Source organism: Lysobacter sp. P5_B9, assembly GCF_054049835.1.
Genome location: NZ_JBFULP010000001.1, coordinates 122255 through 136933 on the forward strand (window position 1 = coordinate 122255; position 14679 = coordinate 136933).

Here is a 14679-nt window from a genome sequence, read left to right on the forward strand (position 1 = left end):
CGCCACAAACCGTTCCCCTCGAGCTCTGGAATCAAAACCGCAGAGCCAATTTTGGCGTTCGGAACAATGCCGTTTGATCGTTCACTTTGGGGGACTCGATCTTCGGGGGAAGCGTGTACAGCCAGACCGCTACCTGCTTGGAGCCGGCGACCTTCACGAGGCGATACCGGAACGGGCTGGTGTCGGCGGTGTCCAGCGCAGGGCTGATGGGGATTTCGAGATAGGCGTTGTCAGTGCTCGATGTCAGCGATGCTGTTCCGGTCGAGCATCGATCCTTCTGGCAAAGCTCGACCGAGAGGCTTCCATCCGACGTGTTGCCGTAATTGCCGATCTGCACCGCGATGGCAGTAGGTTGTCCCTCATGAAAAGGGAGCGATCCGCTTATGAAACTACCCGGGGCCAGCGGAAACGCCGAGGCGTCGCCACCCACCGGATACTCGAACAAGGTGCCGGAGCCTACGTTCGATTCGGCTGTGGTTTTCGCGGGTGCATTGTCAGACGGCCCAGTCGCTTCCGTGGCAGGACGGTCCAGGCATCCGGCCAGCGAGAAGGAGATCGCTATGGCCAACAAAATCGAATGGCGGTTAAGCATGGTGTCCTCTGTGCTGGTAGGGGGTTCAGCTGATGGGGTTATTTCTGCAATTCGCTGTCGATGGCAGGCAACAGCGTGAAAAGGTCGCCAACCAGCCCGATGTCCGCGATCTCGAAGATCGGCGCATCGCCATCCTTGTTGATCGCCACTATCGTGCCCGCATCCTTGATGCCCGTCAGGTGCTGGATCGCACCGGAAATACCCACGGCGATGTACAACTCCGGCGCGATGATCTTGCCGGTCTGGCCGACCTGCAGTTCGTTCGGCACGTAACCCGCATCGACCGCGGCGCGCGAGGCGCCCACGGCGGCGCCGAGTTTGTCGGCGAGGTCGTAGATGATCTTGAAGTTCTCGGCGGAACCGACGCCGCGGCCGCCCGAAACGACGCGCCTGGCGCTCTGCAGGTCGGGACGGTCCGACTTGCCGGCGGCGAGGCCGACGTAACGCGTGTGCGTCGGCACGGCGGCATCGATATTGGCGGCTTCGACCGCGGCATTGCCGCCGCGCGCGGCTTCCGGCCACGATGCGGTGCGCACGGTGGCGACCACGGCATGGTCCGTCGGCGCTTCGACCGTAATGATTGCGTTGCCCGCGTAGATCGGGCGCTTGAAGGTGTGGCTGCCTTCCACCGCCATCACGTCGGACACCTGGGCGACGCCGAGCAGGGCGGCAACGCAGGGCATCAGGTCCTTGCCGAATGTGGTCGAGGGGCCGAACACGTGCGAGTAGCCCGCGGCGGCCTTGGCGATCTGCGGTGCCAGCACCTGCGCGATGGCGTTGGCATTGGCCGGGTTGGCGACGGTGAGCACCTTGGCGACACCGGCGATCTGCGCGGCTTCCGCGGCGATACCCGCCGGGTCGGCGGCCAGCACGACGATATCGATGGACTCGGGCTTCAATGCCTGCGCGGCGGACACGCACTTGGCAGTGGCCGCGTTGAGCTTGCCGTCCAGGTGTTCGGCGACGATCAGTACCTTGCTCATCACAGCAACCCCTTTGCCTTGAGTGCGGCGACCAGTTCGGCCGCGTCTTTCACCATCACGCCCTTGCTGCGCTTTGCCGGCGCGGCGTAATGCGTGGTCTTGAGGGTGTCGCCGGTGTCGACACCGAGGTCGGCGAACGCGATGGTTTCCATCGGCTTGCTCTTGGCCTTCATGATGTCCGGCAGCTTGATGAAGCGCGGCTCATTCAGACGCAGGTCGGTGGTCACCACCGCCGGCAGGTCGACTTCCAGCGTCTCGAGGCCGGCGTCGACTTCGCGCGTGACCGTGGCCTTACCTGCAGTGATCTCGAGCTTCGAGGCAAACGTCGCCTGCGGGCGGCCCCACAGCGTGGCCAGCATCTGCCCGGTCTGGTTGGCGTCGTCGTCGATGGCCTGCTTGCCCAGGATCACCAGGTCCGGCTGTTCCTTCTCGATCAGTTTGAGCAGGGTGCGCGCGGCGGTCAGCGGCTGGATGGGCTGGTCGCTGACCACGTGGATGGCGCGATTGGCGCCCATGGCCAGGCCGTTGCGCAGGTGCGCCTGGGCGTCGGCCGGGGCGATGGTGGCGACCACGACTTCGGTGGCGATGCCCTTGTCGCGCAGGCGCAGGGCCTCTTCCAGCGCGATTTCGTCGAAGGGGTTGGCCGACAGCTTGACGCCGTCGGTGACCACGCCGGAGCCGTCCGGCTTGACCTGGATGCGGACATTGAAGTCCACCACGCGCTTGTAACCGACGAGGATTTTCATCGTGCGGGGGTTCCTGTGGGGAGGTTCCGAAAGGTGCACGGCCTTGGGGCGGCCGGGTCGGCAATTCTAACGGAGGCGGCCCCGCCGCCGGTAAAAATCCGTTGACATGCCCGAAAGTACGGTATGGCGCCGCCATGGCCCGCGTTAAACTCGCGCCTCCCCACTTGGAGTCGCACGATGGCCGTGGCCACCGCCAGGAGCAAGGTTTACCCGAACGCCGCCGCGGCGCTGGAAGGGCTCGTCGCAGACGGCCAGACCTTGGCCGTGGGAGGTTTCGGCCTATGTGGCATCCCCGAGGCGCTGATCGAGGCGCTGCGCGACTCCGGCGCGAAGGATCTCACGGCGATCTCCAACAACGCCGGCGTGGACGGCTTCGGCCTCGGCCTGCTGTTGGCCACGCGGCAGATCCGGAAAATGATCTCGTCGTACGTCGGCGAGAACAAGGAATTCGAACGCCAGTTCCTCTCGGGCGAGCTTGAACTCGAGTTCAACCCGCAGGGCACGCTCGCCGAGCGCCTGCGTGCCGGCGGCGCCGGCATTCCCGCCTTCTACACGCGCACGGGCTACGGCACCGTGGTCGCCGAAGGCAAGGAAACGCGCCAGTTCGGCGACGGCCATTGGTACGTGATGGAGACCGCGCTCAAGGCCGACGTGTCGCTGGTGAAGGCGTGGAAGGCGGACAAGGCCGGCAACCTCGTGTTCCGCAAGACGGCGCGCAACTTCAACCCGGCCTGCGCCATGGCCGGCAAGGTGTGCGTGGCCGAAGTGGAGGAAATCGTCGAGGTCGGCGCGATCGATCCCGACCACGTGCACCTTCCCGGCATCTACGTGGACCGCATCGTCCACAATCCGGCGCCGGAAAAGCGCATCGAACAGCGCACCGTGCGCGCCGCGTAACGAAACGAGGACAAACCAACATGCCCTGGACCCGCGACGAGATGGCGCAGCGCGCCGCGCAGGAACTCACCGACGGTGCTTACGTCAACCTCGGCATCGGCCTGCCGACGCTCGTGGCCAACTTCATTCCCGAGGGGATGGACGTATGGCTGCAGAGCGAGAATGGCCTGCTCGGCATCGGTCCCTTCCCGCTGGAATCCGAGGTCGACGCCGACCTCATCAACGCCGGCAAGCAGACCGTGACGGCGCGTCGCGGCGCGAGCTACTTCGGCAGCCACGATTCCTTCGCGATGATCCGCGGTGGCCACATCGATCTGGCGATCCTCGGCGCGATGCAGGTCACCGAGAAGGGCGACCTCGCCAACTGGATGGTGCCCGGCAAGATGGTGAAGGGGATGGGCGGTGCCATGGATCTGGTTGCCGGCGTGAAACGCGTCGTCGTGCTGATGGAGCACACCGCGAAGGGCGGCGAGCACAAGATCCTGCCCGAGTGCACGCTGCCGCTCACCGGCGTGGGAGTGGTCAACCGCATCATCACCGACCTGGCTGTGATGGACGTGGGCGAGCGCGGACTTCAGGTCCGTGAACTAGCGCCCGGCGTCACCCTGGACGAACTCCGCGAAAAAACGGGCGTCGCCCTCGCCGGCTGACCAGTGGCATAACCGGACAAGGCATGGATGCCCCCAATCCGCGGCGAATCCCCGTACCGCGCCACGACGGCATTGATTGCGGGCGCCGGAAGCCACAGGATGCGGGCATCCCACCGGATCGTCCGCCATGCGCCGTACTGTCCTTCTGACCGTCCCCCTCGTCCTGGCAGCCACGCTGGCTGGCCTGAGTTGTTTCAGGACTTCCGATCCGCCCCCGGTCAGTCGCGCGAGTGGACAACGGCCGTTCCCGGCACCCTCCGCGTTGGTGCCCATCCGCAGCGCGGGCGCATTCGCCGCATTGCCGGATCGTGGCGACCTGCTGCGCTATTCCGCGCAGCCGGTGCGCCATGAAAATGCATCCACCTGGTATCCCGCCGACATCAGCGAAGCGCATGCCTTCAGCGCGATCGTGACCGGTCACATGACCATCACTGCGCCGGATGGACAGCCGGTCCGCCTGCAGTACCAGCGGCATTTCGAACATCCCAACGGCAACTGGACGTGGATTGGCCGCGACGCCTATGGCGAGGATGCGGTCCTGACGTTCGGCGAGAAGGCCGTGTTCGGCAGCATTCCGCAGCACGGCCGCGAGGAGTTGCGGTTGTCCACCCGCGGCGGACGCGCCTGGGTCGTCCAGATCGACCCCACCAGGCTGCATTCGCCGGAGGCATCGAAGCCTGACTTCCTGGTGCCGCCGAGCCTGGCCGCGTCGCTGGCTTCGAGCGAGTCCCTTGCCGCAGCGGCGCAACCCCAGGCTGTAGCGGCCACTGCTGCCGTGACTGTCGACGTCGCCCTGGGCTACACGACCGCCTATGCGGCCGAGCTCGGCGGCGACTCGCAGGCTGTGACCCGATTGCAGAACCTGGTGGACATCACCAACCAGGCCTACGCCAACAGCCAGATCAGCGCACAGGTCCGCCTCGTACGGACGCTTTCCGTGGCGTATGCCGATGCCACCGACAATGGCGACGCCCTCAGCAAACTGAGCGGATACCAGGCAGGCACGGGCACCATGCCCACTGACCCCGCCTTTGCGGGTCTGCGCGCGGCTCGCGACCAATATGGCGCCGACCTGGTGTCGCTGGTCCGTCGATTCCGGACCCCCGAGAACGATGGTTGCGGCATCGCCTGGCTCATCGGTGGTGACAGGTCGTCCATCAACAATTCTGATGCCCCGTTCGGCTACTCGGTGGTGAGCGACGATCTCGACATGGGCGACTACGACGAGTCCGACGGCAAGACCTACGGCTGTCGCAAGGAGTCGCTGGCGCACGAGTTTGGCCACAACATGGGACAGGCGCACAACACCGAGGACAGCACCGAGCCCGGAGCGCACGCGTACTCGTACGGTTACCGCGAAACGTCGACGTCCGGTTTCTATACGGTGATGGCTTATCGCCTGCCAAACAGCGCCCAGCGCGGGATCCGTTACTTCGCAAATCCCAATGTGTCGGATGCGGGGACGGGCCGACCGACAGGCGTTGCGAATGTCTCCGACAATGCACGCAGCATGGCGCAGACGATGCCGCTGATCGCGGCATTCCGCGCGACCGCGGTTACGGTGCCGCGTCCGCGCAAGGACATCAACGGCGACGGCATGGAAGACCTGCTGTGGCACAACCCGGTCAGCTCACGGCACGGTTTCTGGCTGATGAACGGATCGACCATCCTGCAGGCACCGAATTTCTCCGCCGCGCCGGGATACACGATTGCCGCGCAGGGCGATTTCAATGGCGACGGCCGCATGGACGTGATTTGGACGAGCGCGCAACGCGACTTGTGGCTGCTGAGCAGTACGGGGAGCGGATTTATCGACAGCTTCCTTGGTAACTATCCCAGCGGCTGGCGGATCGTGGCCGCCGGCGATATCAATGGCGACGGGACCGACGACCTGGTCTGGCACAACGCCGGCGCATTGCAGTGGGGTCACTGGCTGATGAGCGGCGGGCAGATCCTGAGCATCCAGTCGCGGCCCGCCGCCGCCGGTTACCGGCTGGTGACTTCGGGATATTTCAACTCCGACGGCTACCTGGATCTGTTGTGGACCAGCGATCTGGGCGACCTGATCATGTTGACCAGCAATGGCACGACCTTCGTCGACAGCCGGATGGCATGGAACTACCCCAGTGGCTGGCGGATATTTGGCGCGGGCGACGTCAACGGCGATGGCCGCGACGATCTGCTGTTACGTAGTTCGACGCAGTATGGCTATTGGCTGATGGACGGCCCGAGCGTATCCGGCAGCGCGTCGTTCCCCGCAGCCCCCGGGTATTTCCCCGTCGCGGTGGCGGATTTCAATGGCGACAACCGGTCCGACGTGCTGTGGAGCAGTGCCGCATCGGACCTGCAACTGCTGTCGAGCACCGGCGCTGCATTCGTCCATTCGTACGTCGGGGCGTACGGCGACGGCTGGCGTCCGGTCGATGTTGAAGTCGATTCGAACTGACGAGTCTAGATCCGGGTTTTTACGATCCAGCCCGAGCTGAGCAGGGGCGTGATTGTCTCCAGGAGGTTGGTCACCCCCTGGAACATTCGCGCTCCGAACGATACGGGCCACGGACCGGCCTCGATCATCTCGGGGAAGCGCGCGTAATACGGCTGGATGGATTCGACATCGAAGCCGCTGCTTTCAAAGAGCGTGCGCAGCGTCTTGTAGGAATAGATCTGCAGGTGGTCCTTGTGCATGGATTCCCTTCCGGCCAAGCCGACCAGGGTGTTGTGCCAGCAGCATGCGTTCGGCGTGGTGACCAGTAGCTGTGCACCTTTCAGATACGCGCTGGCCTTCAGGGACCGCAGGAATTCGCTGGTATTGGGCAAGTGCTCGATCAGCTCGCCGGCCACGATCACTTCCGGAAGGCCGAACTGCTCGGTGACATCGCGGAGGTCGAAGATGTCCGCGCGGATGATCACGCCGTTGCCCGACGTGCGCAGGCCTTCGTCGGGAATGATCCGGGAGTTATCGATGCCAACCACGTTGCTCGCGGTCCGACACAGGCGGGCATGCAGCCAGCTCGTCGTGGTTTGCTTTGATTGATAGGCGGTTTCATCCAGCGCGCCCAGATCAAAAATGGCCTTTCCGCGGACGTGGGCTTCCAGGAAGGACAGCCGATCCACTGGCCGCGACACTTTGACCCGTTCCAGTGCCGTGTAGTTAAGCCTTTCCATTAACCATTCCTGTGAGATGTGGCGCGGCGTCCGGGAGTTCAACATTTCAATACCGGGATGTCGACATGCAGTGGCGGCAGGGAACGGTGCGCCGGGCCCGACGATAACCTGAGGCTGTCGGCGGGGCATCACAGGTTCTGGTAGTTCGGCCCGGATCCGCCTTCCGGCGTCACCCAGTTGATGATCTCGTACGGGTCCTTGATGTCGCAGGTCTTGCAGTGCACGCAGTTGGCGGCATTTATCTGCAGGCGCTTGCCGCTGCTGCCATCGGTCTTCGCCTCGTCGACGATCTCGTAGACGTTCGCTGGGCAGAAGCGCGTGCACGGGTTGTCGTATTCCTCGGCGCAGCGGGTGACGCAGATGTTGGTGTCCAGCACCTGCAGGTGCACGGGCTGGTCTTCGTCGTGCTCGGTCGCGGCGTAGTACACGCTCTGCAGGCGGTCGCGCGGCGCGAGGTCGCGGTCGACGTAGTCGCGCTTGGGCGACTCGTGCGCGCCGACCCTGTCCAGCGTCGACCAGTCGGCCTTGACCTTCAGCGTCCAGGGGGACAGGCCGGCGGTGATGGTTTCCCAGGCGGAGTTGAGGATGCCGAACCACAGCCCGCGCTTGAAGCCGGGCTTGATGTTGCGGACCTTTTTCAGCTCGGCCATCGCCTCGGACGCACGCAGCTTTGCATCGAACCCTTGCGGCGCGAGTTGCGATGCCACCAGGTGCTCGGCGGCGAGCATGCCCGAGCGGATCGCCTGGTGGGTGCCCTTGATCTTGGGGACGTTGAGCAGGCCGGCCGTGTCGCCGATCAGCAGGGCGCCCGGCATTTCGACCTTGGGCAGCGACTGCCAGCCACCGCAGGCGATCGCGCGCGCGCCGGCCGAGAGGATGCTGCCGCCTTCCAGCAGCGGCTTGACCGAGGGATGGTTCTTCCATTGCTGGAAGGCTTCCCATGGCTTGTATTCGGGGTCCTGGTAGTCGAGCCCGCTGACGTAGCCCAGGGCGATGCGGCCTTTGTCCAGGTGATACAGGAAGCTGCCGCCGTAGGTCTTGGTATCGGCCGGCCAGCCGAAGCTGTGGACGATCTTTCCTGGCTCGACGCGGTCTTCGGGAACCTGCCACAGCTCCTTCAAGCCGATCGAGTAGCTTTGCGGATCGCTGTCGGCATCGAGCCTGAACTGCTTGACCAGGCGCTTGGTCAGGTGGCCGCGCGCACCTTCGGCGAGCACGGTGACCTTGGCGCGAATGTCGATACCCGCGGTGAAGCCGGGCTTGTGCTTGCCATCCTTCGCCACGCCCATGTCGCCGATGCGCACGCCGACCACGGTGCCGTCGGCATCGTGCAGCGTTTCGGAGGCGGCGAAGCCGGGGTAGATCTCCACGCCCAGCGCCTCGGCCTGCGGCGCCAGCCAGGCGCACAGGGCGCCGAGGCTGACGATGACGTTGCCGCGGTTATGCATGCCCGGCGGGATTGGTAGCGGGATATGGCCGGTCTTGCTCAGCAGCCAGAACTCGTCCTTGACCGCCGGCACGCAGATCGGCGGCGGGTTGTCGCGCCAGTTCGGCAGCAACGCATCGAGCGGGCCGGTCTCGATCACCGCGCCGGACACGATCTGGGCGCCAATGGTCGAGGCCTTCTCGATGACGCACACCGAGATATCGGGATTGAGCTGCTTGAGCCGGATCGCGAACGCCAGGCCGGACGGTCCTGCACCGACGGTGACGACGTCGTACTCCATGACCTCGCGCTCGATTGGCATGGTGTTTTCGGGGACGTCGGTCATTGGTGGCTCCGCGGGGGCCGCATGGCTGTGAATCCGGGGATTTTCGCGGTTGCGGACGGCACGGGCAAATCGGCCGTCCGGATTGCCCGCCGGGAGCACCGTGGTAGCGTCGGACCATGAGCCTGCAGCGATTGCCGCTGGTCGATGCCGACGTCTCGTTCGACCCGCATTGGCTGGCGGAGGACGAGGCGGAGCGGCTGTTTCGGGGCCTGCGCGACGAAGTCGCCTGGGAAACCCATCACGTCCGCCTGTTCGGGCGCGAGCACGCCTCGCCGCGCCTGAGTTGCTGGATCGGCGATCCCGGGACGGCCTATCGCTATTCGGGCACCCTGTTCGAGCCGCGGCCGTGGCCGTCGTCGCTGCAGCGCCTGCGCGAGCGCCTGTGTGCCGAACTCGACGCCGGCTTCAACAGCGTGCTCGCCAATCGCTACCGCGACGGCCGGGACTGCATGGGCTGGCACAGCGACAGCGAGCCCGAACTTGGCCCGGCGCCGGTGATCGCGTCCGTCAGCCTGGGGGCGACGCGGCGATTCGTGCTGAAGCATCGCGACCAGCCGCAGGAGAAACTCGCGATCGAACTGCCGCACGGCAGCCTGCTGGTGATGGCGGGCGCAACCCAGCGCCACTACCGGCACGCGTTGCCGCGGACGGCGAAGGCCGTGGGCGAGCGGATCAACCTGACATTCCGGCAAATCCTGGGCTGACCGGACGTCGGACGACGACCGCTCTAGCGGCGCGTGCGCTCGTACTGTTCGCCGGTGGTCAGGCTCCAGCCGGCGAGCTCGCCGCTGACCGAGGTCAGTGCCTGTTCGAACGCAGCCACCACGTCCGGCACGGCGGGCGACGACGCCGCCTGCGTCTGCAGGAACGTACGTGAACCGGCGAGCTGCTGGTCCTTGACGTGCAGCAGCTTGGCAGTGATTTCGATGGTTGCGGTCGGCGTGGCGCCACCGGCGTAATCGGACTCGAACCGGCGCACGTCCAGCAGCAGGCGGTAATCGTAGGCGATGCCGCTGCCCTGGCGGCCCACGCTGGCGATGCGGCCGGAGTCCTCCAGTGCATGCAGCACGCCGTCTTCGATCATGTCGCCGGGCGACTTCGCCCATTGCGCGCCCTTGTAGATCTGCAGCTCACTCGGCGTCGGCCGGACCGCGATGCGCAGGCTGTCGGCGGTGCGCGCGCCGCTGGCGTGGCCAATGGCGAGCGCCCAGCGCACCTGCGGCCAGGCTTGCGTTGCCTGCACGTGGACGTCAGGCGCATAGATCGTCGGGGGGCCCTCGCTGCCACCCGCCAGCAGTCGCGCGCAGCCCGCAAGCAACACCATCGCCACGAGCGTCGCCAGCCATGCGCCGGCGCGCATCGCCCTTGCCAATCCAGACCCGTGGTTCCCCATTCCTGTGCTCATTTCGGCTCGAACTCCTTGGGTCGGTCGCGTCCCAGCAGGTACTGCGTGGGGCCGCTGTCGAGGCGGCTGCTGATGCGGCGCAGGTCGCGCACCAGGCCGCGCAGCTCGGCCAGCGTCGGCCCGAGCTGGCTGAGCCCGTCATTGGCGAAGCTGCTGATCGCGGCGCGATTGTCGCTGACGATGCCGTCGACGCCACCGGCCGCCGAATCCAGTTTCGCCAGCGTGCCATCGAGCTTGGTGATCAGGGCTGGCAGCTTCTGCACCAGCTCACGATCGATGTCGCTGACGGCCGCGTCGGTGCGGGCGAGGGTCTTTTCGAGCTGCTCGCTGGAACGGCGCGCGCTGACGATCATCGCGCGCACGTCCTCGTGCTGGTCGCCGATCGCGCCGGTCATGGCCTCGATGCTGGCCAGCGAATTGGAGATGCGCTTGATGTTCTCCTCGCTCAGCAGCTCGTCCATGCGCGCAACGAGTTTGTTGGCCGTGTCGGCGATGTTCTGCAGCGCGGAGGCCTCGGCGCGGATGACCGGGACGTCGCTGTGGTCGACGTCCATGAGCAGGCGCGCCTGCGGGCTGCCGCCGGTGAGCTGGATGATCGGCGGCGCGGTGAGGCTGGGCGTGGATATCTTCGCGCGGGTGTCGGTCTTCACCGGCGTCCGCGCCTGGATGCGCAGGGTGGCGAGCACACGGCGCGGGTCCTCGGGCGACAGGCGCAGCGATTCGATGGTGCCGACGGAGATGCCGTTGTAGAGCACTGGGCTGCCTTCGCTCAGGCCGGTGACCGGTTCTTCGAAGATCACCGCGTACTGCTTCCAGTCCTTCTCGGACGAATACTTCGCCGCCCACAGCGCGAACAGCAGCAGGAACAGCGTCACCACGATGGTGAAGGCGCCGATCAGGACGTAGTTGGCCTTGGTTTCCATGTCAGTTTTCCTGGCTTTGCCGCGCGTGCCCGGACTGCGCGGCGCGGGCACGCGGACCGTGGAAATAGTCCTGCACCCACGGGTGATCGTAGCGTTCCACTTCCTCGATCGGCGCGCACACCACGACCTTGTGGTCGGCCAGCACCGCGACGCGGTCGCAGATGGCGTAGAGCGTGTCGAGGTCGTGGGTGACAAGGAATACAGTGAGGCCCAGCGCCTCCTGCAGGGTGCGGATCAGGCGGTCGAAGGCGGCGGCGCCGATCGGGTCCAGGCCCGCGGTGGGCTCATCGAGGAACAGCAGTGGCGGATCCAGCGCCAGCGCACGCGCCAGGCCGGCGCGCTTGCGCATGCCGCCCGATAGCTGCGAAGGCAGCTTGTTGATGGCATCGGCGGGCAGGCCGGAGAGCTTCACCTTGAGTAGTGCGAGTTCGTAGCGCAGCGAATCGGGCAGCTCGGGGTGGTACTCCTTCAACGGGACCTGCACGTTCTCGCCGACCGTGAGCGAGGAGAACAGCGCGCCGTCCTGGAACAGCACGCCGGTACTGCGTTCGATCTCGCGATGCACGTTCGCGGTCTGGCTGCGCGCATCGATCCCGAGCACTTCGATCGCGCCGGCGTCCGGTTCGTGCAGGCCAAGGATCGAGCGCATCAGCACCGACTTGCCGCTACCCGAGCCACCGACCACGCCGAGGATTTCGCCCGGACGCACGTCGAGGTCGAGCCCATCGTGCACGAGCTGTTCGCCGAAACGGTTGACGAGACCACGCACGCGCACGATCGGTTCGGCGGCGTCAGGGACGATCATGGCGTTCAATAGCCCATCTCCATGAACCAGATCGCGGCGGCCGCATCGAGCACGATGACCAGCGAGATCGCCTGCACCACGCTGGATGTGGTGCGTTCGCCGACCGATTCGGCCGTGCCTTCGACCTGCAGGCCTTCCAGGCAGCCGATCAGGGAGATCACCAGGGCGAAGATCGGCGCCTTGACCAGGCCCACGACGAAGTGGCGCAGCTCCATCGTGTCGTGCATGCGCGCGAGGTACTGCATCGGCGGTATGTCCAGGCCGTAGGCGCCCACGGTGAGACCACCGAGCAGGCCGAACACATTCGCGACGAAGGTCAGCAGCGGCAGCATCACCAGCAGCGCCAGCACGCGCGGGATCACCAGCAGGTCGATCGGATCCATCCCGAGCGTGCGGATCGCGTCGATCTCCTCGCGGCTCTTCATCGCACCGATCTGCGCGGTGAAGGCACTGGCGGTACGGCCGGCGAGGATGATCGCCGTGAGCAGCACGCCGAACTCGCGCAGGAAGGAGATGCTCACCAGCTCGACGACATAGATCGTCGCGCCGAAGTCGCGCAGGATGTTCGAGCCGAGGAAGGCGATGACCGCGCCGACGAGGTAACACAGCAGGGCCACCAGCGGCACCGCGTCGAGGCCGACCTGCTCCATGTGGTACACGGTAGCGGTGGGGCGGAAGCGGCCGGGTTCCTTGAACGTGCGCACGAGCTTCACCAGCGTCTCGCCGAAGAAGCCGATCAGCGCGAGGATTTCCTTGCCGTTGTCGTGGATCGCGAAACCCAGGCGCGCCAGCGCGGCGGCGACGCCGTACTCGCGCTTCTTCTTCGGGCGGTCATCGGCGACGTCCTCGATCGCGCAGACCAGGTCGCGGTGGTCATCGCGGAAGTGGATGCTGTCGAAGCCGAAACCCTGGCGTCGGGAGAATCGCAACAGTTGCAGGACGCCCAGCGAGTCGAGGCGATCGACAGCGCTGGCGTCGATGGAGTCGATCGTGCGGGGCGCCGTCGACAGGGCCTGGCTGATGGCCTCGGCGTACTCCAGCGTCCATTGCCCGCTCAGGCGCAGGCGCGGCGGACTACCTTCGGCAACTAGCTGCGGTCGGGACGCGGTCGAAGCGGTCATGGCCTCTTGAGGATACAGGCGCAAGTGGTCGAATGGTCCATGCCGCGGGTGAGTACCGCGTGCAGGGGATTCGACATCGCGCAGTGGTACCGGCCCGGCCTGCACCGGGCAGCCTTGCGTGGGCTGCCGCCCCATGCAAGGGCGTGCCGCAGGCGCTGCATGGGCGTGCCGCCGGCGCTGCAAGGGCGTGCCGCAGGCGCCGGGGCATGCGATCCTTCGCACGTCACGCAACGGCCTTCGCACTCTTGTTCATTCCCGCCACCTTCTTCGCCTCGATCAGCTTCGCCGACCGCGCGGCGTTCCTGGTGGACTTGGCCGCCCGTTTGCACCGCTACGGCACCACCGCGCAGCGTCTCGAGGGCGCGATCATCGCGGTGTCGCGCAAGCTGCACGTCGACTGCGAGCCGTGGTCGAACCCGACCGGGATGATCCTCACCTTCAATGATCCTTCGCGCCCGGAAGAGGAAAGCGAGATCACCCGCGTGCTGCGCCTGCCGGTAGGCGATACCGACCTGCACCGGCTCGCCGAGACCGACCGCATCGCCGAGGAAGTGATGGCGGGCACGCTGGACCTCAGGCAGGCGCACGAGCAGATGAGCGCCCTCGACCGGCCGCCGACCCGGCCCTGGCGGATCATGCAGGTGCTCGGCTACGGCCTCGCCGCCCTTGCCGTCGCCGGACTGCTGCGCCTGCCCTGGATGGACATCGCGGTGGCCGGGTTCAACGGATTGATCATAGGCGCCCTGAGCGACTATGCGACCCACCGGCCACGGTTGCGGGAAGCCACCGAAGCCGTCGCGGCGATGCTCGCTGGCTTGATCACGGCGCTGGTGGCGAGCCTGATTGCCCCGCTCAACCAGAACACGGTGATCATCGCCTCGCTGATCGTGCTGCTCCCCGGCCTGGCCTTGACCAATGCGGTCAACGAACTCACCAGCCAGCACCTGGCGTCCGGGACGGCGCGCTTTGCCGGCGCGGTGACCACGGTGCTCAAGCTGACCGTGGGTGCGGTGATCGCGCTGTACATCACGAACCTGCTTGGACTGGAGCCCTGGGTACATGCATCGCGACCGCAGCCGGCCTGGGTAGAGACGTGCTCGCTGGTGCTGGCCGCATTTGCGTTCGCGGTGCTGTTCCGCGCCAGCCGCCGCGACTACCCACTGGTCATGCTGGCAGCCGCTTCGGGGTACCTGATCGCACGTTACGCGGGCGAGAGCCTCGGCAGTCCGTCCGGTATCTTCCTCGCCGCATTGCTGCTGACCGCCGCCGGAAACGCCTACGCGCGCTGGTGGAAGCGGCCCGGCGCGATCATCCGCCTGCCGGGCATCATCCTGCTCGTGCCGGGCAGCACCAGCCTGCGCGGCCTGCTGTCGATGATCCAGCAGCAGGATGCGGTGGTGGGGCAGGACGCGCTGCTGGCGGTGCTGAATGTCCTGCTGGCGCTGGTGGCGGGATTGCTGTTCGGCAACCTGTTGTTGCCGCCGGGGCGCAATCTGTAGCGTGCTCGAGGGAATTCCGCCGCGAACCGACGCAATGAAAAAGCCGGCCAATGGCCGGCTTTTTCATTGCCACGTCGGTGATACGACGCGCCGCGGCGCGCTTGTCCCCGTGGCGGCTGGA

At 66.1% G+C, this 14679-nt stretch carries 14 protein-coding genes; 5 read left to right on the forward strand and 9 right to left on the reverse strand.

The genetic code is table 11. The features are described 5' to 3' along the window. Window positions 1–31: 31 nt before the first annotated feature. The 3 genes from ACXJJ9_RS00565 to ACXJJ9_RS00575 are packed head-to-tail and all read right to left on the reverse strand — an operon-like array spanning window position 32 to window position 2321. A complete protein-coding gene (locus ACXJJ9_RS00565; protein WP_457095359.1) occupies window positions 32–592 on the reverse strand; it encodes a hypothetical protein in 561 nt (186 codons plus the stop codon). A 38-nt stretch (window positions 593–630) separates the two neighbouring features. Further along, window positions 631–1575 carry an electron transfer flavoprotein subunit alpha/FixB family protein gene (locus tag ACXJJ9_RS00570; protein ID WP_457095360.1) on the reverse strand — a complete coding sequence of 315 codons (945 nt, stop codon included), beginning with the start codon at window positions 1573–1575 and terminating at the stop codon, window positions 631–633. Further along, window positions 1575–2321 (reverse strand): electron transfer flavoprotein subunit beta/FixA family protein, encoded by a 747-nt coding sequence (locus ACXJJ9_RS00575; protein ID WP_457095361.1) that lies wholly within the window; start codon window positions 2319–2321, stop codon window positions 1575–1577. The genes ACXJJ9_RS00570 and ACXJJ9_RS00575 overlap by 1 nt, the downstream gene beginning before the upstream one ends. 177 nt (window positions 2322–2498) lie before the next feature. Here ACXJJ9_RS00575 and ACXJJ9_RS00580 point away from each other — a divergent pair, with 177 nt between their 5' ends. From ACXJJ9_RS00580 to ACXJJ9_RS00590, 3 genes are all read left to right on the forward strand, one after another. Further along, window positions 2499–3218 carry a CoA transferase subunit A gene (locus ACXJJ9_RS00580; RefSeq protein WP_457095362.1) on the forward strand — a complete coding sequence of 240 codons (720 nt, stop codon included), beginning with the start codon at window positions 2499–2501 and terminating at the stop codon, window positions 3216–3218. 20 nt (window positions 3219–3238) lie between these two features. Beyond that, window positions 3239–3868, forward strand: coding sequence for a CoA transferase subunit B (locus tag ACXJJ9_RS00585; protein ID WP_457095363.1), 630 nt, complete (start codon window positions 3239–3241; stop codon window positions 3866–3868). Window positions 3869–4133: 265 nt separating this feature from the next. Then, window positions 4134–6314: an FG-GAP-like repeat-containing protein gene (locus tag ACXJJ9_RS00590; protein ID WP_457095364.1), complete on the forward strand. Its 2181-nt coding sequence runs from the start codon at window positions 4134–4136 to the stop codon at window positions 6312–6314. A gap of 5 nt (window positions 6315–6319) precedes the next feature. Here ACXJJ9_RS00590 and ACXJJ9_RS00595 read toward each other — a convergent pair whose 3' ends face one another. Both ACXJJ9_RS00595 and ACXJJ9_RS00600 read right to left on the reverse strand, forming a co-directional pair. Beyond that, window positions 6320–7162 (reverse strand): methyltransferase domain-containing protein, encoded by an 843-nt coding sequence (locus ACXJJ9_RS00595; RefSeq protein ID WP_457095365.1) that lies wholly within the window; start codon window positions 7160–7162, stop codon window positions 6320–6322. Next, the gene (locus ACXJJ9_RS00600) at window positions 7162–8805 is read right to left on the reverse strand and encodes an electron transfer flavoprotein-ubiquinone oxidoreductase (protein WP_457095366.1); all 1644 of its coding nucleotides are present in this window, start codon (window positions 8803–8805) and stop codon (window positions 7162–7164) included. Before ACXJJ9_RS00600 ends, ACXJJ9_RS00595 begins: the two co-directional genes overlap by 1 nt. Before the next feature lie 116 nt (window positions 8806–8921). Between ACXJJ9_RS00600 and ACXJJ9_RS00605 the strand changes: the two genes are divergently transcribed. Beyond that, window positions 8922–9509, forward strand: a complete 588-nt coding sequence (locus tag ACXJJ9_RS00605) for an alpha-ketoglutarate-dependent dioxygenase AlkB family protein (RefSeq protein ID WP_457095367.1) — start codon at window positions 8922–8924, stop codon at window positions 9507–9509. Window positions 9510–9532: 23 nt separating this feature from the next. On the opposite strand, the gene ACXJJ9_RS00610 is transcribed toward ACXJJ9_RS00605, so the two are convergent. The 4 genes from ACXJJ9_RS00610 to ACXJJ9_RS00625 are packed head-to-tail and all read right to left on the reverse strand — an operon-like array spanning window position 9533 to window position 13194. After that, window positions 9533–10165, reverse strand: a complete 633-nt coding sequence (locus tag ACXJJ9_RS00610; protein ID WP_457095368.1) for an ABC-type transport auxiliary lipoprotein family protein — start codon at window positions 10163–10165, stop codon at window positions 9533–9535. Window positions 10166–10206: 41 nt separating this feature from the next. Continuing rightward, window positions 10207–11133: an MlaD family protein gene (locus ACXJJ9_RS00615; protein ID WP_457095369.1), complete on the reverse strand. Its 927-nt coding sequence runs from the start codon at window positions 11131–11133 to the stop codon at window positions 10207–10209. Between the two features lies 1 nt (window position 11134). Next, the gene (locus ACXJJ9_RS00620) at window positions 11135–11938 is read right to left on the reverse strand and encodes an ABC transporter ATP-binding protein (protein ID WP_457095370.1); all 804 of its coding nucleotides are present in this window, start codon (window positions 11936–11938) and stop codon (window positions 11135–11137) included. Between the two features lie 5 nt (window positions 11939–11943). Further along, window positions 11944–13194, reverse strand: a complete 1251-nt coding sequence (locus tag ACXJJ9_RS00625; RefSeq protein ID WP_457095371.1) for an MlaE family lipid ABC transporter permease subunit — start codon at window positions 13192–13194, stop codon at window positions 11944–11946. A gap of 71 nt (window positions 13195–13265) precedes the next feature. On the opposite strand from ACXJJ9_RS00625, the gene ACXJJ9_RS00630 reads away from it, so the two are divergent. Further along, complete coding sequence (locus ACXJJ9_RS00630) at window positions 13266–14558, forward strand: threonine/serine ThrE exporter family protein (RefSeq protein ID WP_457095372.1); 1293 nt, start codon at window positions 13266–13268, stop codon at window positions 14556–14558. Window positions 14559–14679 lie beyond the last annotated feature (121 nt).

Bases quoted from the DNA above. Each gene is read 5' to 3' on its own strand.
- ACXJJ9_RS00565 (WP_457095359.1), bottom strand. From the start codon at position 592: ATGCTTAACCGCCATTCGATTTTGTTGGCCATAGCGATCTCCTTCTCG.
- ACXJJ9_RS00570 (WP_457095360.1), bottom strand. From the start codon at position 1,575: ATGAGCAAGGTACTGATCGTCGCCGAACACCTGGACGGCAAGCTCAAC.
- ACXJJ9_RS00575 (WP_457095361.1), bottom strand. From the start codon at position 2,321: ATGAAAATCCTCGTCGGTTACAAGCGCGTGGTGGACTTCAATGTCCGC.
- ACXJJ9_RS00580 (WP_457095362.1), top strand. From the start codon at position 2,499: ATGGCCGTGGCCACCGCCAGGAGCAAGGTTTACCCGAACGCCGCCGCG.
- ACXJJ9_RS00585 (WP_457095363.1), top strand. From the start codon at position 3,239: ATGCCCTGGACCCGCGACGAGATGGCGCAGCGCGCCGCGCAGGAACTC.
- ACXJJ9_RS00595 (WP_457095365.1), bottom strand. From the start codon at position 7,162: ATGCCCCGCCGACAGCCTCAGGTTATCGTCGGGCCCGGCGCACCGTTC.
- ACXJJ9_RS00600 (WP_457095366.1), bottom strand. From the start codon at position 8,805: ATGACCGACGTCCCCGAAAACACCATGCCAATCGAGCGCGAGGTCATG.
- ACXJJ9_RS00605 (WP_457095367.1), top strand. From the start codon at position 8,922: ATGAGCCTGCAGCGATTGCCGCTGGTCGATGCCGACGTCTCGTTCGAC.
- ACXJJ9_RS00610 (WP_457095368.1), bottom strand. From the start codon at position 10,165: ATGCGCGCCGGCGCATGGCTGGCGACGCTCGTGGCGATGGTGTTGCTT.
- ACXJJ9_RS00615 (WP_457095369.1), bottom strand. From the start codon at position 11,133: ATGGAAACCAAGGCCAACTACGTCCTGATCGGCGCCTTCACCATCGTG.
- ACXJJ9_RS00620 (WP_457095370.1), bottom strand. From the start codon at position 11,938: ATGATCGTCCCTGACGCCGCCGAACCGATCGTGCGCGTGCGTGGTCTC.
- ACXJJ9_RS00625 (WP_457095371.1), bottom strand. From the start codon at position 13,194: ATGGGGCGGCAGCCCACGCAAGGCTGCCCGGTGCAGGCCGGGCCGGTA.
- ACXJJ9_RS00630 (WP_457095372.1), top strand. From the start codon at position 13,266: ATGCGATCCTTCGCACGTCACGCAACGGCCTTCGCACTCTTGTTCATT.